Genomic DNA, 19,918 nt, shown 5'->3' with positions numbered 1-19,918 from the left:
GGTCATGCCTCGACGAACCGGACGGTCGCGCCGGCGGCGAGCAGCGCCGGCGGGTCGCGGTCGAGGTCCCACATCGCGACCTCCGTGCGACCGATCAGCTGCCAGCCGCCCGGCGACGCGCGCGGGTAGACCCCGCTGAACTCCCCCGCCAGCCCGACCGCCCCCGCCGGCACCCGCGTGCGCGGGCTCTCCCGCCGCGGCACCGCCAGCCGCGGGTCGCCCCCCACCAGGTACGCGAACCCCGGCGCGAACCCCCCGAACGCCACCCGCCACGCCGTCCCCGTGTGCGCCGCCACCACCCCGTCCTCCCCCAGCCCCGTCAGCCGCCCCACCTCCCCCAGGTCGGGCCCGTCGTACGCCACCGGGATCTCGATCGGCGCGGTGGATAGTCCCTGACGAAAAGCACCCTGATCGGGCCGATCCAGGTGCTTTTCGTCAGGGACTATCGCCCCTGTGGCGACCTCCCGCAGTCGGTCGAGGGCGACACCGGGGCGGGCGACCAGCAGCACGGTTCGGGCGCCGGGGACGAGATCGTCGACCAGGTCGGTGAGGGCGGGGTCGGCGCGGAGGGTGTCGAGGCAGGTGACGACAGCGGCGGTGTCGGGGAGCTCGAGGAGCAGGGCGCGGTCGCCGTACGGCAGGACGTTCATGCGAACGGGAGCAGGGTGGCCCCGGCGTCCTGGAGGGCCGCGGTGACGGCGGCGGCGATCGCGGGCGCGCCCGGGGAGTCGCCGTGGATGCAGAGCGAGCGGACCTCACCGGCGCGGGCCAGGCGGACCGCCTGCTCAGCAGCGGACGCGGGGGCGTCGAGCACCGCACCCGGCTCGCCGCGCGGGACCAGCGTGCCGTCGGGCCGGTAGCCGCGGTCGGCGAAGCCCTCGGTCACCGTGGGCAGCCCGGCCTCGGCCGCGATCCTCAGGAGGAGCGAGCCGGGCTGGGCGAGCACGGGCATGCCGCCGTACTCGACGACCGCCTGGACCACCGCCCGCGCCTGGCCCTCGTGCGCGGCGACCGCGTGGTAGAGCGCGCCGTGCGGCTTCAGGTAGGCGACCCCGCCGCCGACCGCGCGGGCGATGCCGTCGAGGGCGGCGACCTGGTAGAGCACGTCGGCGGCCAGCTCGTCGGGCGGCACGTCGACGAACCTCCGGCCGAAACCGGCCAGGTCGCGATAGGCGACCTGGGCGCCGATCGTCACGCCGTTCTCCACCGCGCTCGCGCACGTACGACGCAGCGTCAGCGGGTCGCCCGCGTGGAACCCGCAGGCCACGTTGGCGCTGGTCAGGAACGGCATCAGCGCCGGGTCGTCGCCCAGCGTCCACCGCCCGAAGGACTCGCCCACGTCGGCATTGAGATCGATCTCCAGCACCTCGGCCACGCCCTTATCCTCGCTGAGACGCCTGCCACACTGTCGTCATCGGAGGGTTACCGACGGGTATCTTCCGTCCCGGCCGCTTCAGACCACGACCACAGGAGCCAATCCGTGCAGCACATCCTCGACGCCATCCTCGCCGAAGGAACCACCTCGGAGGACTTCGCGAACCTCGACCTGCCCGAGTCGTACCGGGCCGCGACGGTCCACAAGGACGAGGTCGACATGTTCGAGGGCGTGCCTTCGAAGGAGAAGGACCCGCGCAAGTCGATCCACGTCGAGGACGTGCCGCTTCCCGAGCTCGGTCCGGGCGAGGCGTTCGTGGCCGTGATGGCGTCGGCGATCAACTACAACACCGTCTGGACCTCGATCTTCGAGCCGGTCTCCACCTTCGGCTTCCTGGAGCGCTACGGCCGCGAGTCGGAGCTCGCCAAGCGCCACGACCTGCCCTACCACATCGTCGGCTCCGACCTGTCCGGCGTCGTGCTCAAGGTCGGGGCGGGCGTGACCAAGTGGAAGCCGGGCGACCGGGTCGTCGCGCACTGCCTGTCGGTCGAGCTCGAGTCTCCCGACGGCCACAACGACACGATGCTCGACTCCTCGCAGCGGATCTGGGGCTTCGAGACGAACTTCGGCGGGCTCGCCGACGTGGCGATGGTCAAGGCCAACCAGCTGATGCCGAAGCCCGAGCACCTCACCTGGGAGGAGGCCGCCTCCCCCGGCCTGGTGAACTGCACCGCCTACCGCCAGCTGGTCTCCGCCAACGGCGGCAACATGAAGCAGGGCGACAACGTGCTGATCTGGGGCGCGTCCGGCGGCCTCGGCGGCTTCGCGACGCAGTACGCCCTCAACGGCGGCGCCAACCCGATCTGCGTGGTCTCCAACGAGGAGAAGGCGGAGATCGTGCGCAACATGGGCGCGGACAAGATCATCAACCGCTCGGAGATGGACTTCAAGTTCTGGAACGAGGACGGCACCCAGCAGAACCCGAAGGAGTGGCTGCGCCTCGGCAAGGCCATCCGCGAGCTCACCGGCGGCGAGGACATCGACATCGTCTTCGAGCACCCCGGCCGCGAGACCTTCGGCGCCTCGGTCTTCGTCACCCGCAAGGGCGGCGTCATCACCACCTGCGCGTCGACCACCGGCTACCTGCACGAGTACGACAACCGCTACCTGTGGATGAACCTCAAGCGGATCATCTCCAGCCACTTCGCCAACTACCGCGAGTCGTGGGAGGCCAACCGTCTCATCGCGCAGGGCAAGATCCACCCCACCCTCTCGCGCACCTACCGGCTCGAGGACGTCGGCCAGGCCGCGCTCGACGTCCACCACAACCTGCACCAGGGCAAGGTCGGCGTGCTCACCCTCGCCCCGCAGGAGGGTCTCGGCGTGCTCAACGAGGAGCTGCGCGAGCAGCACCTCGACAAGATCAACCTCTTCCGCGGCGTCTGACGCACCCCGTCACGCCCCCTGCGATCCGTCGGAAGGCGGACGCGCAGGGGGCGTTTCGCCACTAGATTGCGGTCGTGGTCGACCGCTGGGCCGGTGTCGTCGGGCATCACGCCCGGCTGGTGCTCGCTGTCGCCGCGCTGGTGGTCATCGGCGCGGCGGTCTACGGCGCGGGCGTCTTCGACTCGCTCGGCCGCGGCGGCTTCGAGGATGCCGCGTCCGAGAGCCAGCGCGCCGCCGAGGTCGAGCGGTCGGTCTTCGGCAACCACGCGCCCGACGTCATCGCGATCTACTCCAGCGACGACCTGGGCATCGACGACGCCGACTTCCAGATCGCCGTCGAGGAGGTCGTCCTCCGCCTCGACGACCGGTCGGAGGTGGTGCGCACGTCGCCGGCGGTGGACGCGCCGCCGGAAACGTGGATCAGCTCCCCCGACGGTCACGCCGTGCAGGTGCACGTCTCGCTCGCGGGCGACAGCCTCAACGAGCAGCTCGACAACTACGACGAGATCGAGCCGCTGCTCCACGCCACCGGGCTCGAGACCGACCTCGCCGGCCTCTACCCCGCGCACGCCGACGTCAACGTCATCACCGAGGAGGACCTCAAGCAGGCCGAGCTGCTCTCCCTGCCGCTCGTCGTGCTCCTGGCGCTGCTCATCTTCGGCAGCCTGACCGCCTCGGCGATGCCGGCCCTGCTCGGCATCATCGCGCTGCTCACCTCGATTGCCGTGATGCGGCTGCTCACGCTCTTCACCGACGTCTCGATGTTCTCCATCAACGTCATCTCGCTGCTGGGCATCGGGCTCGCGGTCGACTACTCGCTGTTCATCGTCAGTCGGTTCCGCGAGGAGCTCGCACTGCTGCCACCCGACGACCCCGCCACGCCCCGACAGGCCGTGGCCCGCACCCTGGCCACCGCCGGCCGGACGGTGATGTTCTCCGGCCTGGTCGTCGCCGCGTCGATGTCGAGCCTGCTGGTCTTCCCGCAGGTCTTCCTCCGGAGTATGGGGTACGGCGGCATCGCGGCGGTCCTCATCGCGATGCTGGCCGCGATCACGGTGCTTCCCGCGATCCTCGTGCTGCTCGGCCGCCGGATCGACTCCGGGCGGCTCCCGTGGCGCCGCACGTGGGAGATGCCCGAGCCGGGCGGCGACCACGGCCGCTGGGCGAGCCTCGCCCGCGGCGTCATGCGGCACCCGGTCGCGGTGCTCGCGGTCACGGCGGTCGTGCTGCTCGCGATCGCCTCCCCGTTCCTCGGCGCGAGGTGGGGCGGCATCGACCACCGGATCCTGCCGGAGGACGCGCCGTCGCGGATCGCGGCGGACAAGCTGCTGGCGTTCGGGCCCGAGACCTCGATCGCGTCGGCCGTGCTGCAGGACACCGACGCCGCCGCGGTGTCGTCGTACGTCGCCGCCGCCGAGGACGTCGAGGGCGTCCGCCAGGCGGTGGTCCTCTCCCAGGACGGCGAGGACGCGCTGGTGCGGGTGGTCTGGGACGGCAACAGCCAGTCCGAGGCGTCACAGGAGATCGTCGAGGACCTGCGCGCCATCGAGCCGGAGACCGGCACGGCGTTGGTCGGGGGCCTCACCGCCGACACCGTCGACCTGATCGCCTCCGTGCACGGTCACCTACCGCTCATGGGCGGCATCGTGCTCGTGGTGATGATGGTGCTCCTGTTCGTCGCCTTCGGATCGCTGGTGCTGCCGGTCAAGGCGATCGTGATGAACGCCTTCTCGATCACCGCCTCCTTCGGCGTCGTGACCTGGATCTTCAACGACGGCCACCTCTCCGGCCTGCTCGGCTTCACCTCGCCCGGCTTCCTCGAGGCGACGAACCCGATCCTCATGCTGGCGATCCTGTTCGGGCTGTCGATGGACTACGAGGTGTTCCTGCTGTCGCGGGTGCGCGAGCGGTGGGACGCGACCGGCGACCACGAGCTCGCCGTCGCCAGCGGCGTCCAGTCGACCGGACGGATCATCACCTCGGCGGCGCTGCTGCTCGGTGTCGTCATCGGCGCATTCGCCACCGGCGACATCGTGCTGATGAAGATGCTCGGGGTCGGGATGGTGGTCGCGCTGGTCGTCGACGCCACCATCGTCCGCGCGCTGATGGTGCCGGCGACCATGGCCCTGCTCGGCCGCCTCAACTGGTGGGCGCCGGAGCCGCTGCGCCGCTGGTGGGAACGCCACGGCTTCCGCGAGGGTACGGCACACCTCGCACCCGCCGGGCTCGCCACGGGTGCCCTGCCGCCGCCCCCGGCGCTCCCTCCGTCATCGCCGCTCCCACCGCCCCCGCCACCCCCGGCACCGTCGCCACCGCCGCCCGCAGCCGCGCCCGTCCTCGGCAGCGACCTCGGTCAGCAGCTGCGCGCCACCGGTCCGCTCCCGCTCCGGGCCGCGGTGCAGGCCGTCGCCGACATCACCCGGGCGCTCGCCGACCACCCGCCGCCCGGCGGTGCCCACGGCGAGATCCGTCCGGGAGCGGTGATCCTCCAGCCCGAAAGCAGCCGACCGCAGGCGATCCTCACGCCGCCGACCCGTGCCATCGGACCCGACCCGGCCTACGCACCGCCGGAGCCGTTCCTGGGACCCACACCCGCCGCCGACGTCTACGCCCTCGGCTGCCTGCTGTGGACGGCGGCCACGGGCGAGCCTCCGTTCAGCGGGTCCACCTTGGAGGCGGTGCGCGAGGCGCACCGGACCGAGCGGGTGCCGCAGCTGCCCGGCCGCGAACCGCTGACGCTCGCCACCAACCGGGTGCTGCGGCTCGCGCTCAGCAAGGACCCGATGCGCCGCTACTCGGGGGCCGAGGCGCTCCACCACGACCTGGCCGTCGCGCTCGAGCTGCCCGACCTCTCCCCGGCCGCCCCGATCTCGGCGAGGTGACGAGCCCGAAAACAGTGGGTGGGGGGTGGGGATTCGCGAACCGATCAGCGATCATGGACCGGACTCCGCACTACCCGACCGCAAAGTGAGCCTCCCCCGCATGAGCGACCAAGGTCTGTCCATCTTCGACGACGAGCCCGGCCGGAACCCGGCCGACGCCGACCCGAAGAGCTCCCCACCCGACAACGAAGCGACCCAGGTGATGCCCGTGACCCCGTCCGCCCCCTCGACCCCCGCGTCGCCCCCGCCCGCCGCGCCACCGCGGCCGGCCCCGGCGGGCCCGCCGGGAGCCTCGACGGCAGCCCTGCCGGTGGTGCGCCGCGGTGGCTACGACCAGGCGGCGGTGGACGCCCAGATCCGTCAGCTGGCCAGCGAGAAGGCGGCGCTCGGAGCGAGCCTGACCGAGTCGGAGCAGCGGGTCATCGAGCTCGAGGAGGCACTCGCCAAGGCGAAGGCAGAGCTCGCGGAGACGGACAACCCGTCGTACGCCGGTCTGGGGGGCCGGGCGAGCGCCATGCTGCGCCTGGCCGAGGAGGAGGCCGACGAGATCCGTGCGGGCGCCGAGCGCGACGCCGCCGAGATCCTCGACCAGGCCACCCGCGACGCCAAGGCGATCCGGGCCGAGGCTTCCCGCGAGGCCGAGGACATGCGCGCGGTGCAGCTGCGCGAGCTGGAGGAGAACCGCACCCGGCTGCTGGCCGACGCCGAGCAGGAGCTCGCGCTGGCGCGCAGCACGGCGGCCGACGAGCGCGCGGCCGCGAAGCGTGAGGCCGACCAGCTCCGCCTCGCCGCCGAGCAGGAGGCCAGCGAGCTGCGCAGTGCCATCCAGCGCGAGGTCGAGCAGGCCCGCGCCGCAGCCGACCGCGAGGTCCAGGAGGCCCGCCGGATGCTCGCCGTGGAGAAGGAGCGGCTCGCCCGCGAGGCCACCGACCACCACAACACCGCGGTCGCCGAGACCCGGCGCCTGGTCGAGGAGGCCGAGCAGCGGGCGACGAGCGCCGAGCAGCGCGCGGCCGAGGCGTCCCGGCAGGCGACCGAGAACCGTGCCGCCGCCCAGGCGGAGTCCGAGGCACTGGTCAGCCGGGCCCGCCGCGAGGCCGAGCAGATCGTTGCCTCCGCGCGCACCCAGGCCGACGCGATCACCAGCAGCGGCGAGGCCGAGGCGCAGCGTCAGCTGGCCGCCACCCGCGCCGAGCTCGAGCGCGTCACCAAGCGCCGCGACGCCATCACCGCCCAGCTCGCCTCGCTCGCCGAGCTCGTGGCCGGCTTCGACGCGAACGACTCCGAGGACAAGAGTTGAGCTTCGGCCGGCGGCGGACGGCCGCCCAGGGGGAGGGTGAGTCCACCGCCGGCCAGCAGGCTGGTGAGAGCGCTGTCGTCGACGAGGGCGCCCTCGTCGACGGCGCGGCCGCCGTACCCGCGTCCGCCTTGCCGTACGGCGAGCTCGGCGCGCCCTTCGACCGGAAGTCGCCGTTCTACCTCGGCTTCGTCGGCGGCCTCGGGCTGCTGCTCGCCTACTGGCTGTTCCAGGCGCTGATCGGCATCGGCTCGGTGCTGATGCTCGTCGTGGTCTCGTTCTTCCTCGCCGCCGGCCTGAACCCGTCGGTCGAGTTCCTCGAACGGCGCGGCATCCGGCGCTCCTACGCCTGCGCCCTCGTCATCGTGGCGGCGCTCGGGATGCTCGCGCTCTTCGTCGTCGCGATCGTTCCCGTCATCGCCGACCAGATCCGCACCCTCACCGACAACGCGCCGATCTGGCTCGACCAGCTCGAGGAGAACAAGCGGGTCCAGGAGCTCAACGAGGAGTACGAGATCGTCGACAAGGCCAAGGCCTTCGTCACCGACGGCGACTTCATCTCCACTCTCTTCGGCGGCGCACTCGGCTTCGGGCTCAAGATCGTCTCGGCGCTCTTCAACGCGTTCATCATCATCGTCCTGACGCTCTACTTCCTCGCCTCGCTCAAGACCACCACCCACGCGGTCTACCGGCTCGCCCCGGCCTCCCGGCGCGACCGGGTCGAGAAGCTCGGCGACAAGATCATCAGCAACATCGGCGGCTACGTCTCCGGTGCCTTCGTCGTCGCCCTCTGCGCCGGCATCACCTCGCTGATCTTCCTGTCGTTCACCGAGGTCCGGGAGTACGCCGTCGCGCTCGCCTTCGTGGTGGCCGTCCTCGACGTGATCCCGATGATCGGGGCCACCCTCGGTGCCGTCGTGGTGTGCGCGATCGCGTTCGCCACCGACGTCAAGAGCGGCATCGCGGCGGTCATCTTCTACGTGGTCTACCAGCAGGTCGAGAACTACGTGATCTACCCGCGGGTGATGGGTCGCACCGTCGACCTCCCGGGTGCCGTCATCGTGATCGCGGCGCTCGTGGGCACCGCGCTGCTCGGTGTGGTGGGCGCGTTGCTGGCGATCCCCGCGGCTGCCGCGGTGCTGCTGGTGATCAGGGAGGTCGTCGTCAAGCAGCAGGACCTGCGCTGAGGCCGGCCCGGCCCCGACCGCGTCAGAACTTCGGCGCGAACCAGCAGGCGGACACGGAGGGGGCCGGGCTCCGCAGGCGCCATCTCTCCGCGCTGGTCACCGGCCTGGTCGCGACCGCCCTCGGGCTGGCCTGGGCCGGGCGACCGACGATCTGGTACGACGAGGCGGTCACACTCAGCCTGCTGGAGCGGCCGTTCGGCGACACCTGGACCGTGCTGCGCGAGATCGACGCCGTGCACGGCGCCTACTACGTGGCGCTCCGCGGGTGGAGCCTGCTGGCGGGCGACTCGATCGAGGCGGTGCGGGCGTTCAGCGCGCTCGGCGTGGGGGTCACCGCCGCGGCCGTCGTGCTGCTCGTCGCGCGGCACCAGCGGCTGCGCACCGCGGTCGCGGCGGGCCTGGTCTGCGGCATCGCGCCCGGGCTCGCCTGGACCGCGCTCGACGGCCGGAGCTATGCCTGGTCGGCCGCGTTCGCCGTACTCGCCACGCTGGCGCTGGAGAACGCCTGCCGCAACCGCAAGCGCCCGCGCGACTGGGTCCTCTACGGCGCCGTCTGCGTGCTCGCGTGCTGCTGGCACCTCTACCTGGCGCTGCTGGTCGTGGGGCACGGCGCTGCGGTGATGGTCGGCTTCCCCAAGGGCCGGGTCCCGTGGACCCTCACCGCGGTCGGCACCGCGATCGCCGGCGTGCCGATCGGCCTGGTCGCCTGGAGCCAGCGCGACCAGGTCGCGTGGCTGACCGACACCAACTACTCCGGCGACCGGATGCTGCTCAACCAGCTCGCCAGCGGGCAGGCGGCCGACCCGGACTGGTTGCGGTGGGTGTTCGCGATCGGGCTGATCGCGTTCGCCCTCCTCGGCATCGCGAAGCTCTGGCGGAAGAGTCGGCGCTGGCTGCCCTCGGTGCTCGCCCTGTGGGGCGGTGTGCCGACGGTCGTGGCCGTCGTCTGTGCCGTCGTCGCCGACGGCGGCATGCACCCGCGCTACGTCACGTTCGCCGTCCCGGCCTACGCGATCGCCGCCACGGTCGGCGCGTTCGCGCTGCCGAGGTGGACGCCGGCGGTCGCCGCGGTCGCGGGACTGGCCGTCGTCGTGCCGATCCTGGTCGCGCAGCGCGGGGAGAGCGCCAAGCCCGACGACCTGCGCCGGCTCAGCGCGACTGCGGCGGAGGTCGACGCCGACGCCGTCTACTTCACCGTGCCGAAGGCGCGCAGCATCGCGGCCGCCTACCCGGAACCGTTCGAGGACGAGGTCGACATCTCCGCGGACCCCGACCCCGAGCTGGACCCGTTCTTCCCGACCATCCGTGACGCCGAGACGATCAAGGGCGTCGACGTCGACGGCCTGCGCGTCCTCGTCTACGGCACCCGCAACGACCGTGCCGCCGACCGGCTGCGCGAGCTGGGGTGCCGGTCCGAGCCGGTGACCACCGACCGCCACTTCGTCGTCACGCTCTTCACCTGCCCGAGCCTCAGCCCTGCGGCCCGATGAACGAGTCGATCATCGCGCCCCTGCCGCCCGTCGGTCCGTAGACCACGGCCGGGATGCCGTTGTGGGCCCAGGGCTTCACGCCCGCAGCAACCATCTCCTTGGCGCCGCCGACGAGGTGGACCGTGCCTCCGGCGCAACCGGTCTCGTAGACGGTGCGGGTGTAGGTGTCGCCGGGCACACCGGTGGCGAGCACGACGAACTCGTGCGGCTGGTAGTCACAGTCGACCTGTTGAACCGGCGCCGCGTCCTGCGCGGCGAGGGCGTCGGCGGCCGCTTCGGGAGCCACCTTGGCCGCGTAGGAGAGCCGGAAGGTGCCGTCCTCGACGATATTCGGGCTCTCCACCACGCGGTAGGCACACACCCAGGCGTACGGCGGACCGTCGTCGCCCGAGTCGAAGAACCCGGTCGTGGCCTCCGGCACGCCGGGATAGGTGTGCTGGCAACGGGTCGGCTCGCCACCGCGGGCGGTGGCGAGGATCCGCGAGCGGAGACCGGCATCGGTCGTCCCGACGGTGACGGTCACTCCCTCGACCTCGATCGTCTCCTGGACGTAGCCGTTGTCGTACTCGTACGTCCCTGGCTCGACGCCGGCGCCCAGCCAGGCGTACGGGGCCGACGGCTCCCACGCGTTCGGGACCAGCGCGCACACGTCGGTGGCACCGATCGGCCGTCCGACCCATCCACGGTCGCCGGACGTTCGCAACCGGCGCCCGTCAGGACCGATCATCGCCTCCGGATAGCAGGCCGTCCCGTCGTCGAAGGGCGCACCGCCGTACCCCCAGTCGGCGGGAACGTCGACGGCGACGCCGCCCCAGTACTCGGTGCGCCACTCGTCGGTGCTCGTCGGCGTCACGTCCGCCGAACCCTCGTCGACCGTCGAGGGCCCCTGCGCCGGATCATCCCCGCCAGTCGCGACGGCGGCGCCGCCCACGGCCAGCGCGACCGCCGCCGCGGCGCCCACCACGCTCCAGCGGGTGCGGCGACGCCGCCGCACCTCCCCCCGCGCCCGGTCCGCGACCGGTGCGGTCACGTCGGCCTCGGCCGCGTGCCGCTCGAGGCTCGTCCGCAACGTCGCTCGCAGCTCCTGCTCGTCCATCACGACTCCTCCGCACTATCAGCGCTGTCGACGCCGTCGACGCTGTCCAGCTCGCGACGCAGGGCCGCGAGCGCCCGGTGGACGTGGGAGCGCACGGTCGGCTCGGCGACGTCGAGGATGGTCGCGATCTCGGCGTACTCGAGGTCCTCGTAGAACCGCAGCACGACCGCCGCGCGCTGCTGCGGGGGCAGCGCGGAGCACATCCGCCAGACCGCGTCGTTCTCCACGACCCGCTGCGCCGGGTCGGTGACCGTCGCGTCCCGCACCAGGGCGACGGGCGACTCGCGCCGTCCGCTGCGCCGCCAGGCCGAGATGTGCGCGTTGACGACCATCCGGCGCACGTAGGCGTCGGGGTCGTCGCGCCGGCTGATGCGCGACCACTTCTCGCACGCGCTCACCAGCGCCGACTGCACGGCGTCCTCGGCCGCCTGCTGCGAGCCGGTCACCAGGTAGCCGAACCGCAACAGCGCGGGCACCCGCGCCTCGACCCACGCGTCGAACCCTGGCTCAGCCGCGGTCGCGCGATCGGTCACTCCCACATCCACGCACGACTCACGCCGTCAGACCGGGATCTGTTGCACCTCGACCGCGGATTTCTCGCCGAGCTTGACGCCGACCACGCCGAGGACGATGAGGACACCGCCCACCAGCTGCCAGGCGCCCGGGAGCTGGCCGAGGAGCACCCAGGCCCACAGCACGGCGGCCACGACCTCCGAGAGCGCGACGAACGACGCCAGCCGCGACCCGAGCATCCGGGCGGCGGTGATGCCGGCGACGTAGGACAGGGCGGCGGTCAACAGGCCGAGCAGCAGCAGCGGCACCCACCAGGACACGTCGATGCCGGCGTACTCCACCGTCGTGGCCTCGACGTCCATCGGGAGCAGGCCGACCAGGGCGAGCAGGCCGAGCACCGCTCCCCCGACCACGAGCCCGGCTGCGGCGAGCGTCATCGGCGGCAAGCCGTTGCCCTCGTCGGCCGAGATGACGAAGTACGCCGCACACCCGACCATCGCCCCGAAGGCCCACGCCACGCCGCCGGGGTGCAGGCCGAAGCCGGCGACCACGTCGAGCACCAGCAGCAGGCCGACCGCGGCGACGGCGGCGCCGCCGATCGTCAGCCGGCCCGGACGCTCCTGGTGACGCAGCCAGAGCCAGACGACGACGGCTGCCGGCGCTGTGAACTCGATGAGCAGCGCCGGGCCGACCTCGAGATGGTCGAGGGCGGCGAAGAAGCAGAACTGCGCCCCCGCCACGCCGAGCACGCCGTACAGCAGGACGACCGGGAGGTTGCGCCGCACGAGCTCCCAGCGGCCGCGCAACGCGACCAGCCCGAACGGGAGGACGACGAGGGCCCCGCCCGCGATCCGGAGCAGCACGACGGCTCCCGCGCTCCAACCGGCGTCGAGCAGCGGCGAGGCCAGTGCGCCGGACAGGCCGAACGAGACGGCGGACAGCATCGCGACCGCGAACCCCGTCGCGGTCCGCGGCACCGCTACGGGTGCGTCATTAGTCATCGTCGCCATGACTCATGACGCTATCGGTGCGTGCGGTAACCTGTCAACGTGGTTTTTGCTCATGACACCGCCGTCGCGCTGCAGTCGGCGGTGACCCTCGTGAACTCCGACCTCGAGCCGGTCTCGCTGACGACCGCCGAGGAGCTCGCGGCGTTCCTGTCGGACCACGGCTACACCGGCCGGCACGACGGCGACCAGGCCGAGCTCGATGCCGTACGGGCGATCCTGCCGCAGCTGCGCGAGCTGCTGACGGCCGATCGCGACCGAGCGGCGGAGCTGGTCAACGCGATGCTGTTCCAGGCCAAGGCGCTCCCCCAGCTCGAGCGCCACGACGACTACGACTGGCACCTCCACGCAGTGGCGCCCGACCGTCCGCTCGCCGACCGGATCATCGTCGAGACCGCGATGGCGATGGTCGACGTGATCCGGGCCGACGAGCTCTCCAGGCTCGGCATCTGCGCCGATGACGACTGCGAGGGCCTCGTGCTCGACCTGTCGCGCAACCGGTCCCGCAGGTTCTGCTCGACGGCGTGCGGCAACCGAAATGCAGTCGCGGCCTACCGAGCACGGCAGGCCGCGAACTGACTCACGGTCGGATCGGGTCGATCAGCTGGTGCAGGTCGACGCGATGATCTTCTTCGGGCGGGAGAGCTTCTTCAGCGCGTCGCGCTTGGCCTTGGCGCGGGTACGGGCGAAGTCGGAGGCGTAGCGGGTCACGAAGCCGTCCTGGTTGACCTTGACCGCAGTGGCGGCGCAGCCGTTGCGCACCCAGACGGTGACGGTGCAGCGACCGGGGTACTGCGAGTTCGCCTTGCACTCCCGCTTGGCCTTCGACTTGGCGGCCCGCTTCGTGCGGTAGTTGTAGGAGATGCCCCATGCCTGGTCGACACTGATGGCGATGGAGCCGTAGAGGTTGCGCACCTGACGCTGCGAGTCGGCGGCGGGCGCAGCGCTCGAGGTGGTGGGCGAGGCGACCATCACGCCCAGGGCGACGATGGCGGCAACAGCAGAGATGGAGAACAGTCGGAGAGTCCGCGTCAAGGTTGTCATGGACGCCTGTCTACCCCAGCCTCCGACGCCGTACACCTGGATTCCCGACGGTTCACCCGAGGTTCAGTCCACGAACCTGCGCAGCACCTCGAGGAAGACCTTCGGCTGCTCGGAGTGCACCCAGTGACCGGCGCCCTTCACGGTGACCCGGCGGACCTTGGGGAAGTACCGCTCCATGGCGTCGGCGTGGTCGTCCTGCACGTAGCGGGACTGGGCGCCGCCGATCCACAGCACCGGGCCGTCGTACGGCGCCATCCCGTCGAGCTCCGCCTCGGGCCAGCCGCCGATCTCACCGATGGCATCGCGCAGCAGCTCGAGGTTGGGCTGCCAGTGCCACTCGTCGCCGCTGCGGCGCAGGTTCTGCAGCAGGAACCCTCGCACCGTCGGGTCCGGCACCGCCTCCACGAGCGCGGCGTCGGCCTCGCTGCGCTCCGCGAGCGCGTCGAGGTCGATCGCCAGCATGGCGTCGATGTAGCCGACGAACTCGGAGGCGTGCCGGTAGGCCACCGGCGCCACGTCGACCACGCAGAGCCGCTCGACCAGCTCCGGGTGCCGCAGCGTGAGCGCCATCGCGGTCTTGCCGCCCATCGAGTGCCCGACGAGGGCGACCGGGTCGTCGGCGTCGAGCAGCTCGGCCACCTGGTCGGCGGCGTCGAGGAAGCTGAACCGTTCGCTCCACGGGGAGCGGCCGTGGTCGGGCATGTCGACGAGCAGCACCCGGTGGTCGGCCGACAGCGCCTTCGCGTGCTGGGTCCAGTTCCGCCCCTGGCCGAAGAGGCCGTGGCAGAAGACGATCCGGCTGCCGTGGTCGCCGTACGACGTGGTGTGGAGCGGCACGAGGACCAGTCTTCCAGGCGTGCGGGAGGGGTCAGCCAGCGGACACACCACCCCTCTTCCTGCGCAGAACGCCGTCATGGGTCAAGATGGAGCCTCAGGTCAGGCACCCGAACACTGCACCCGACATTGGGGGAGAAGTCTTGCGAACCGCTTCGTACGTCCGCGCCATGCTCGCGCTGGCCGCCGCACTCGTGCTCGGCGGCACGCTGCTGGCCGCGCCCGCCACCTCGGTCACGCCCACCCGCGTGGCCGCCGTGCAGGTGAGCGCCAAGGCCCCCGGCTGCATGCCCTACAAGTGCTGGGCGGCCATCTCGTTCAACACCGAGACGCTGCGCAGCGGCTGGACCCAGAACAAGCAGTGGGGCAGCAAGAAGAAGGCCGTGCAGTCGGCCTTCGCGCACTGCAAGAACCGGCCGGTCAACGAGGGCCACCGCGACGCCTGCAAGTCTCCCGAGGGCCGCAAGGCCTACAACCAGGGCGGCTGCGTCGCCGTGGCCTGGCGGGTCAAGGACGGCAACCTGGTCGAGTGGGCGGTCGGCAAGTCGCTCGGCCCGATCGTCGCCCAGCGCAAGGCTCGCAAGGCCGTCCGCGGCGAGGGCACGGTCGACTCGGGCTACGCCTGCCCGCCGCGCCGCGGCCGGTAGCACCTCGATCCACGAGAGCGGCCCCGCACCCGGAACGGGTGCGGGGCCGCTTCGTCGTACGACGCGCTCGGCTCAGGCGCCGTAGTCGTGGAAGCCCTTGCCGGTCTTGCGGCCCAGGGCGCCCTCGGCGACCTTCTGCTCCAGCAGCGGGGCCGGCGCGAAGCCGGGCTCCTTGAACTCGGCGTAGAGCTCCTGCTGGATGGCCAGCGACACGTCGTTGCCGACCACGTCGAGCAGCTGGAACGGTCCCATCGGGAAGCCGGCCTGCTCCTTGATCGCGTCGTTGATCTCGTCCATCGTCGCGGCGCCGGACTCCAGGAGCGTCACCGCGTCGTTGAGGTAGGGGAAGAGCAGGCAGTTGACGATGAAGCCGCTGCGGTCGCTGCAGGAGACGGCGACCTTGCCGACTCTCGCGCACAGCGCCAGCACGGTCTCGTTGACGTCGGCGTCGGTGTCGACGGTCGTGACGACCTCGACCAGCTTCATGATCGTCGCCGGGTTGAAGAAGTGCATGCCGATGACCGACTCGGGGCGGTTGGTGGCCTCGCCGAGCTTGGTGATGGGCAGCGAGGACGTGGTCGTCGCGAGGATCGCACCCGGCTTGCAGATGCGGTCGAGGTCCTTGTAGAGCTGCGTCTTGATCTCGAGGTCCTCGGCGATGGCCTCGACCACGAGGTCGACGTCGGCGAGCGCCTCGCGCTCGGTGGCGCCGCTGAGCCGGCCGAGCACGGCGGCCTTGGCGTCCTCGTCGAGCTTGCCCTTCTCGACCAGCTTGGAGAGGCCCTTGTCGATGAACTTCACCACGCCGGCGACCTTGTCGTCGCCGCGGCCGACGAACACGACGTCGTAGCCGGCCTGCGCGAAGACCTGGACGATGCCCGAGGCCATGGTGCCGGTGCCGACCACGCCGACCTTGGTGATCTCGTGCTTGAGCTCCGGCGCGGCACCGTCGCCGCCGGCGCCCTCCTCGGCGAAGGTCCGGCCCTCGTCGGCGAGCCGGTCGAGCAGCTCAGCCGGCTGGTGCAGGTGGTCGCCGGTCTCGGCGTAGCGCGCGGCGAGCTGGTCACGGACGGTGGCGGCGCCGAGCTCGTCGATCACGGTCAGCGGGCCCTGGGGGTAGCCGCAGCCGAACCGCATCGCGGCGTCGATGTCGGGAGCGGACGCGTACGAGGCCTCGTACATGCGCACCGCGTGGTTCAGGTACGGCAGCACCAGGGTGCTGAAGATCTGCTCGTTGGTCAGCGTCATGTAACGCAGTGTGACAAATTCTGAGCGGACTCGTACTCGTTGGTAACTATGCGAGACGGGTGACCGCGCCCCTGTAGGTTGGGCGACCGTGAGACTCGTCGTCGCTCGCTGCCAGGTGGACTACGCCGGCCGCCTCACCGCCCACCTCCCGATGGCCACCCGGGTGTTGATGATCAAGGCCGACGGATCGGTGCTGGTGCACTCCGACGGTGGCTCCTACAAGCCGCTCAACTGGATGTCGCCGCCGTGCACCGTGCGTGAGGGGACGACGGAGGACGGCGTCGCCGAGTGGACGGTCACGGCGAAGGCGGCGAAGGGGGCGACGCCCGACACGCTGCGGATCCTTATCGAGGAGATCCTCCACGACTCGAGCCACGAGCTGGGGATCGATCCCGGCCTGCAGAAGGACGGCGTGGAGAAGCACCTCCAGGAGCTGCTCGCCGAGCACCCGGGCACGTTGATGCCAGGGCTGTCGCTCGTGCGTCGGGAGTACCCCACCGCCATCGGCCCGGTCGACCTGATGTGCCGCGACGCGGACGGGGTGAGCGTCGCCGTCGAGATCAAGCGGCGGGGGGAGATCGACGGCGTGGAGCAGCTGACCCGCTACCTCGAGCTGCTCAACCGCGACCCCCTGCTGGCGCCCGTGCGCGGCATCTTCGCTGCACAGGAGATCAAGCCGCAGGCGCGGGTGCTGGCGGGCGACCGCGGCATCACCTGCGCGCTGGTGGACTACGACGCCCTGCGGGGGCTCGACGATCCGACCGACCGGCTGTTCTGAGCTTCCTAGGCCGTACGCCGCGCGACTAGCAGCGCCTGCGCCGTGCGCGCGACCAGGCCCTGCTCGTCGTACACCGACGACGTGGCGAGCCCGACGCTCCCCGACGCCAGCGTCGTCTCGGCGTCGAGGCAGAGCCACTCGCCCACCGGTGGCCGCAGCACGTGCACGGTGAGCTCGGTGTTGAGGAACTGCCACTCGCCGGGGTCGAGGGCCGACGAGACGCCCGAGGCGGAGTCGGCCGTGGCCAGGAGACGCGGCACCGGCGACCACGGCTCGTCGTCCACGAGGGCGACGCGCGGCCGCATCCAGGCGGTCGCCCGGCCCTCGTGCACCTCCCCCGACACCCACCGCCACTCGGTGGCGTCGAGGTAGCCGCCGCTCCAGGTGTCCGGGAACGACCGGTGGGCCCCGTCCCCCGGGCCGTGCACCGGCCCCGCCGGGTCGTCGGCGGCCTTCGCCTCGGCCGCCGGGAACAGCCAGGCGGACGCCTTCGCCACCGGTCGCTCGGCCGTGAGCACGGCCTCGACGAGACCCACCGAGCGGCCCGAACGCTGCACGCTGGTCGTGACGGTCAGCGGCGCGACCGGAACCGGACCGAGCAGGTCGACGGTGATCCGGCCGATCAGCCGCCCCTCGGCCGCGGGCGACGCTTCGATCGCGCGCGCCAGGAGCGCCGCCGGCGGCCCGCCGTGCTGGACGCCGGGGCCCCAGGCGGACGACGTCGCGTACTGGGAGTCGAAGGAGCCGTCGGTCGCGGACAGGTAGAACGCGTCAGCCACGCGTCACTCGGGACTCGGCTCGTCGCCGGTCGGGGCTGCCGGGCCGCCGGGCCGCGCCGCGCTCTGCGCCTCGGCGATGGCCTCCTGGACCGCGCGGTTCGCCTCCTCCGTCTCCGGCACCGACGTCATCGGCTCACTGGGACCCATGTCGACCCGGGTCGCGGGACCACCGGTCTCCTTGGGGATGCCGGCGATCTCGTGGATCGAGGAGCCCAGACCCTCGAGCGCCTTGGTGATCTCCGAGGGGATGACCCAGACCTTGTTGGCGTCGCCCTCCGCGATGCGCGGCATCATCTGGAGGTACTGGTAGGCCAGCAGCGCCTGGTCGGGCTGCCCGTCGTGGATCGCCTGGAACACCGTCTGGATCGCCTGGCCCTCGCCCTGCGCGCGCAGGATCTGCGCCTCGCGCTCGGCCTGGGCGCGGAGGATCTGGGCCTCGCGCTCACCCTCGGCATTGAGGATCGCCGACTGCTTGTTGCCCTCGGCGGTCAGGATCGCGGACTGCCGCTGACCCTCGGCGGTGAGGATGAGCGCCCGCTTGTCGCGGTCGGCGCGCATTTGCTTCTCCATCGCGTCCTTGATCGACGGCGGCGGGTCGATGCCCTTGATCTCGACGCGCTTGACCTTGATGCCCCAGCGACCGGTGGTCTCGTCCAGCACCGCCGACAGCCCGTTGTTGATCGACTCGCGGCTCGTCAGCGTCTGCTCGAGATCCATGCCACCGATGATGTTGCGGAGGGTCGTCATCGTGAGCTGCTCTATCGCGGCGATGTAGTTGGAGATCTCGTACGTCGCGGCGATCGGGTCGGTCACCTGGAAGTAGATGACCGTGTCGATGTCGACCGTCAGGTTGTCCTCGGTGATGGCGGCCTGCGGCGGGAAGCTCACGACCTGCTCGCGGAGGTCGATCACGTAGCGGACCTTGTCGATGAACGGCACCACGAAGTTGAGGCCGGCCGGCAGGGTCTCCTTGTACTTCCCGAAGCGCTCGACGACACCGGCATAGGCCTGCGGCACGACGCGGATCGCCTTCGCGACCAGGACGATCACGAAGAGCAGCAGGAGGGCGAGCAGGATCAAGATCACCACGGGGAGCTCCTTCAGCTAGGGGTGTCGTAGACGGGTCGGACGTGTGCGGTGGCGCCGACGATCTCGATGACCTCGACGGTGCGGCCGGCCTCGATGCCGGACTCGGCCCCGGGCGAGACGGCCAGCCAGCTCTCGCCGCCGATCTTCACCCGCCCCGGGCTGTGCAGGGCGATGGTCTCGGTGACGACGGCCTGCGCGCCGACCAGGCTGGCGGGACCGAGGGCGAGCTCCGGACCGCCGTGCAGCCGCTTCACCAGCGGCGGCCGGACCGACGCCAGCAGCAGGAGCGACACACCGGCCGCGGCCAGGACCTGCACCACGACGCTGTCGGTGACCAGGGCGGTCCCCATGCCCGCAAGTGCCCCGCCCGCGAGCATGAGCAGGAACAGGTCCATGCTCAGCATCTCCGCGACCCCGAGCACGATGGCGACACCGAGCCACGTCTCCCAGAGGTGGTCACCCAACCAGTCCATGCTCAGACCCTAGTGTCCCGGGCCCAGTCGCGCCCGCGCCTAGGCCGCGCTGAGGTACGGTCAGGCTCCAGACGTCCGGCGTACGGTGGCGCGGTGCTACCGCTCCCGACGTCGCGCCTCCGCTTCCGCGAGATGACCGACTCCGATCTGCCGGACATCGCGAGCCTGGACCTCGGCGGCTCGCGCGGACCCGCCGGTTGGATCGCGTGGAACCGCCGCAACTACGAGGAACACGGGTTCGGGCTGTGGGTCGTCGAGACGCATGACGGTGGGTTCGTCGGCGACTGCGGCCTCACCCTGCAGGAGGTCGAGGGCACCTGGCTGGTCGAGGTCGGCTGGCACGTCCGATCGGACCTCAGGAGGCAGGGGTACGCCACGGAGGCCGCGGAGTCGGTGAAGAACGCTGCGCGCGCCGCTGGTGTCGAGCACCTGATCGCGATCATCCGCCCGCACAACACTCCCTCGCAGCGCGTGGCCGCGAAGATCGGGCTCGTCCTCGAGCGTGAAGTGGAGAAGCGCGGAGGTCCGGCCCTGGTCTTCGGAGCCGACCTGGCCTAGGGCCGTCGGTGGAAGCGGATGTCGCCGTTGGGGAGGTGTTCGGTGGTCTGGGTGGGGTCGTGGGCGCGGTGGTGGTGCCAGGAGCAGAGGAGCACGCCGCGGTCGAGGTCGGTGTTGCCGCCGTTGGCCCATGGGTCGAGGTGGTGGGCTTCGCACCAGCCGGCGGGGATGGTGC

The 19,918-nt window shown here is 71.6% G+C and carries 20 protein-coding genes; 9 read left to right on the top strand and 11 right to left on the bottom strand.

Features of this window, described 5'->3' with window-relative positions:
- Positions 1 to 2 precede the first annotated feature (2 nt).
- The gene (locus DJ010_RS04915) at positions 3 to 650 is read right to left on the bottom strand and encodes a 5-oxoprolinase subunit B family protein (RefSeq protein ID WP_109692552.1); all 648 of its coding nucleotides are present in this window, start codon (positions 648 to 650) and stop codon (positions 3 to 5) included.
- Positions 647 to 1,366 carry a LamB/YcsF family protein gene (locus tag DJ010_RS04910; RefSeq protein ID WP_211318695.1) on the bottom strand — a complete coding sequence of 240 codons (720 nt, stop codon included), beginning with the start codon at positions 1,364 to 1,366 and terminating at the stop codon, positions 647 to 649. The genes DJ010_RS04915 and DJ010_RS04910 overlap by 4 nt, the downstream gene beginning before the upstream one ends.
- A 114-nt stretch (positions 1,367 to 1,480) precedes the next feature.
- Here DJ010_RS04910 and ccrA point away from each other — a divergent pair, with 114 nt between their 5' ends.
- From ccrA to DJ010_RS04885, 5 genes are all read left to right on the top strand, one after another.
- Positions 1,481 to 2,821, top strand: a complete 1,341-nt coding sequence (gene ccrA, locus DJ010_RS04905) for a crotonyl-CoA carboxylase/reductase (protein WP_109692551.1) — start codon at positions 1,481 to 1,483, stop codon at positions 2,819 to 2,821.
- Positions 2,822 to 2,895: 74 nt separating this feature from the next.
- A complete protein-coding gene (locus DJ010_RS04900) occupies positions 2,896 to 5,703 on the top strand; it encodes an efflux RND transporter permease subunit (protein WP_109692550.1) in 2,808 nt (935 codons plus the stop codon).
- Positions 5,704 to 5,803: 100 nt separating this feature from the next.
- Positions 5,804 to 7,003 (top strand): coiled-coil domain-containing protein, encoded by a 1,200-nt coding sequence (locus DJ010_RS04895; RefSeq protein WP_109692549.1) that lies wholly within the window; start codon positions 5,804 to 5,806, stop codon positions 7,001 to 7,003.
- Positions 7,000 to 8,187: an AI-2E family transporter gene (locus tag DJ010_RS04890; protein ID WP_109692548.1), complete on the top strand. Its 1,188-nt coding sequence runs from the start codon at positions 7,000 to 7,002 to the stop codon at positions 8,185 to 8,187. Before DJ010_RS04895 ends, DJ010_RS04890 begins: the two co-directional genes overlap by 4 nt.
- A 212-nt stretch (positions 8,188 to 8,399) precedes the next feature.
- Positions 8,400 to 9,677, top strand: a complete 1,278-nt coding sequence (locus DJ010_RS04885) for a glycosyltransferase family 39 protein (RefSeq protein WP_158282933.1) — start codon at positions 8,400 to 8,402, stop codon at positions 9,675 to 9,677.
- Here DJ010_RS04885 and DJ010_RS04880 read toward each other — a convergent pair.
- From DJ010_RS04880 to DJ010_RS04870, 3 genes are read right to left on the bottom strand one after another with little or no spacing between them, the layout of a single operon-like run.
- Complete coding sequence (locus tag DJ010_RS04880; protein ID WP_109692546.1) at positions 9,658 to 10,773, bottom strand: hypothetical protein; 1,116 nt, start codon at positions 10,771 to 10,773, stop codon at positions 9,658 to 9,660. The genes DJ010_RS04885 and DJ010_RS04880 overlap by 20 nt on opposite strands.
- Positions 10,773 to 11,306, bottom strand: coding sequence for a SigE family RNA polymerase sigma factor (locus DJ010_RS04875; protein WP_211318662.1), 534 nt, complete (start codon positions 11,304 to 11,306; stop codon positions 10,773 to 10,775). The genes DJ010_RS04880 and DJ010_RS04875 overlap by 1 nt, the downstream gene beginning before the upstream one ends.
- A gap of 27 nt (positions 11,307 to 11,333) precedes the next feature.
- Positions 11,334 to 12,296, bottom strand: coding sequence for an EamA family transporter (locus DJ010_RS04870; RefSeq protein WP_109692544.1), 963 nt, complete (start codon positions 12,294 to 12,296; stop codon positions 11,334 to 11,336).
- A 39-nt stretch (positions 12,297 to 12,335) separates the two neighbouring features.
- On the opposite strand from DJ010_RS04870, the gene DJ010_RS04865 reads away from it, so the two are divergent.
- Positions 12,336 to 12,872, top strand: coding sequence for a CGNR zinc finger domain-containing protein (locus DJ010_RS04865; protein ID WP_109692543.1), 537 nt, complete (start codon positions 12,336 to 12,338; stop codon positions 12,870 to 12,872).
- Between the two features lie 21 nt (positions 12,873 to 12,893).
- On the opposite strand, the gene DJ010_RS04860 is transcribed toward DJ010_RS04865, so the two are convergent.
- Positions 12,894 to 13,337, bottom strand: a complete 444-nt coding sequence (locus DJ010_RS04860; protein ID WP_109692542.1) for a DUF4189 domain-containing protein — start codon at positions 13,335 to 13,337, stop codon at positions 12,894 to 12,896.
- 63 nt (positions 13,338 to 13,400) lie between these two features.
- On the bottom strand, positions 13,401 to 14,174 hold the full coding sequence (locus DJ010_RS04855; protein WP_245927218.1) for an alpha/beta fold hydrolase: 774 nt from the start codon (positions 14,172 to 14,174) through the stop codon (positions 13,401 to 13,403).
- A 140-nt stretch (positions 14,175 to 14,314) separates the two neighbouring features.
- Here DJ010_RS04855 and DJ010_RS04850 point away from each other — a divergent pair, with 140 nt between their 5' ends.
- Positions 14,315 to 14,818 carry a hypothetical protein gene (locus DJ010_RS04850; RefSeq protein ID WP_146207263.1) on the top strand — a complete coding sequence of 168 codons (504 nt, stop codon included), beginning with the start codon at positions 14,315 to 14,317 and terminating at the stop codon, positions 14,816 to 14,818.
- 72 nt (positions 14,819 to 14,890) lie between these two features.
- Here DJ010_RS04850 and DJ010_RS04845 read toward each other — a convergent pair whose 3' ends face one another.
- Positions 14,891 to 16,066: a 3-hydroxyacyl-CoA dehydrogenase NAD-binding domain-containing protein gene (locus DJ010_RS04845; RefSeq protein WP_109692539.1), complete on the bottom strand. Its 1,176-nt coding sequence runs from the start codon at positions 16,064 to 16,066 to the stop codon at positions 14,891 to 14,893.
- Positions 16,067 to 16,154: 88 nt separating this feature from the next.
- On the opposite strand from DJ010_RS04845, the gene nucS reads away from it, so the two are divergent.
- Positions 16,155 to 16,844, top strand: coding sequence for an endonuclease NucS (gene nucS / locus DJ010_RS04840; protein ID WP_109692538.1), 690 nt, complete (start codon positions 16,155 to 16,157; stop codon positions 16,842 to 16,844).
- A 5-nt stretch (positions 16,845 to 16,849) separates the two neighbouring features.
- On the opposite strand, the gene DJ010_RS04835 is transcribed toward nucS, so the two are convergent.
- The 3 genes from DJ010_RS04835 to DJ010_RS04825 are packed head-to-tail and all read right to left on the bottom strand — an operon-like array spanning position 16,850 to position 19,185.
- Positions 16,850 to 17,623 carry a thioesterase family protein gene (locus tag DJ010_RS04835; RefSeq protein ID WP_109692537.1) on the bottom strand — a complete coding sequence of 258 codons (774 nt, stop codon included), beginning with the start codon at positions 17,621 to 17,623 and terminating at the stop codon, positions 16,850 to 16,852.
- Positions 17,624 to 17,626: 3 nt separating this feature from the next.
- Positions 17,627 to 18,712: an SPFH domain-containing protein gene (locus DJ010_RS04830; RefSeq protein ID WP_245927216.1), complete on the bottom strand. Its 1,086-nt coding sequence runs from the start codon at positions 18,710 to 18,712 to the stop codon at positions 17,627 to 17,629.
- An 11-nt stretch (positions 18,713 to 18,723) separates the two neighbouring features.
- Positions 18,724 to 19,185 carry an NfeD family protein gene (locus DJ010_RS04825; RefSeq protein ID WP_109692536.1) on the bottom strand — a complete coding sequence of 154 codons (462 nt, stop codon included), beginning with the start codon at positions 19,183 to 19,185 and terminating at the stop codon, positions 18,724 to 18,726.
- 93 nt (positions 19,186 to 19,278) lie between these two features.
- On the opposite strand from DJ010_RS04825, the gene DJ010_RS04820 reads away from it, so the two are divergent.
- The gene (locus DJ010_RS04820; protein ID WP_342769468.1) at positions 19,279 to 19,743 is read left to right on the top strand and encodes a GNAT family N-acetyltransferase; all 465 of its coding nucleotides are present in this window, start codon (positions 19,279 to 19,281) and stop codon (positions 19,741 to 19,743) included.
- Positions 19,744 to 19,918 lie beyond the last annotated feature (175 nt).

This window comes from Nocardioides silvaticus, from assembly GCF_003160695.1.
Taxonomy (GTDB): Bacteria; Actinomycetota; Actinomycetes; order Propionibacteriales; family Nocardioidaceae; genus Nocardioides; species Nocardioides silvaticus.
This window is presented reverse-complemented; position numbering and strand designations above follow the sequence as displayed.

Excerpts from the sequence above, each read along its gene's own strand:
- DJ010_RS04915 (WP_109692552.1), bottom strand. The coding sequence starts at position 650 with ATGAACGTCCTGCCGTACGGCGACCGCGCCCTGCTCCTCGAGCTCCCC.
- DJ010_RS04880 (WP_109692546.1), bottom strand. The coding sequence starts at position 10,773 with ATGGACGAGCAGGAGCTGCGAGCGACGTTGCGGACGAGCCTCGAGCGG.
- DJ010_RS04895 (WP_109692549.1), top strand. The coding sequence starts at position 5,804 with ATGAGCGACCAAGGTCTGTCCATCTTCGACGACGAGCCCGGCCGGAAC.
- DJ010_RS04860 (WP_109692542.1), bottom strand. The coding sequence starts at position 13,337 with ATGACAACCTTGACGCGGACTCTCCGACTGTTCTCCATCTCTGCTGTT.
- DJ010_RS04825 (WP_109692536.1), bottom strand. The coding sequence starts at position 19,185 with ATGGACTGGTTGGGTGACCACCTCTGGGAGACGTGGCTCGGTGTCGCC.
- DJ010_RS04870 (WP_109692544.1), bottom strand. The coding sequence starts at position 12,296 with ATGGCGACGATGACTAATGACGCACCCGTAGCGGTGCCGCGGACCGCG.
- DJ010_RS04845 (WP_109692539.1), bottom strand. The coding sequence starts at position 16,066 with ATGACGCTGACCAACGAGCAGATCTTCAGCACCCTGGTGCTGCCGTAC.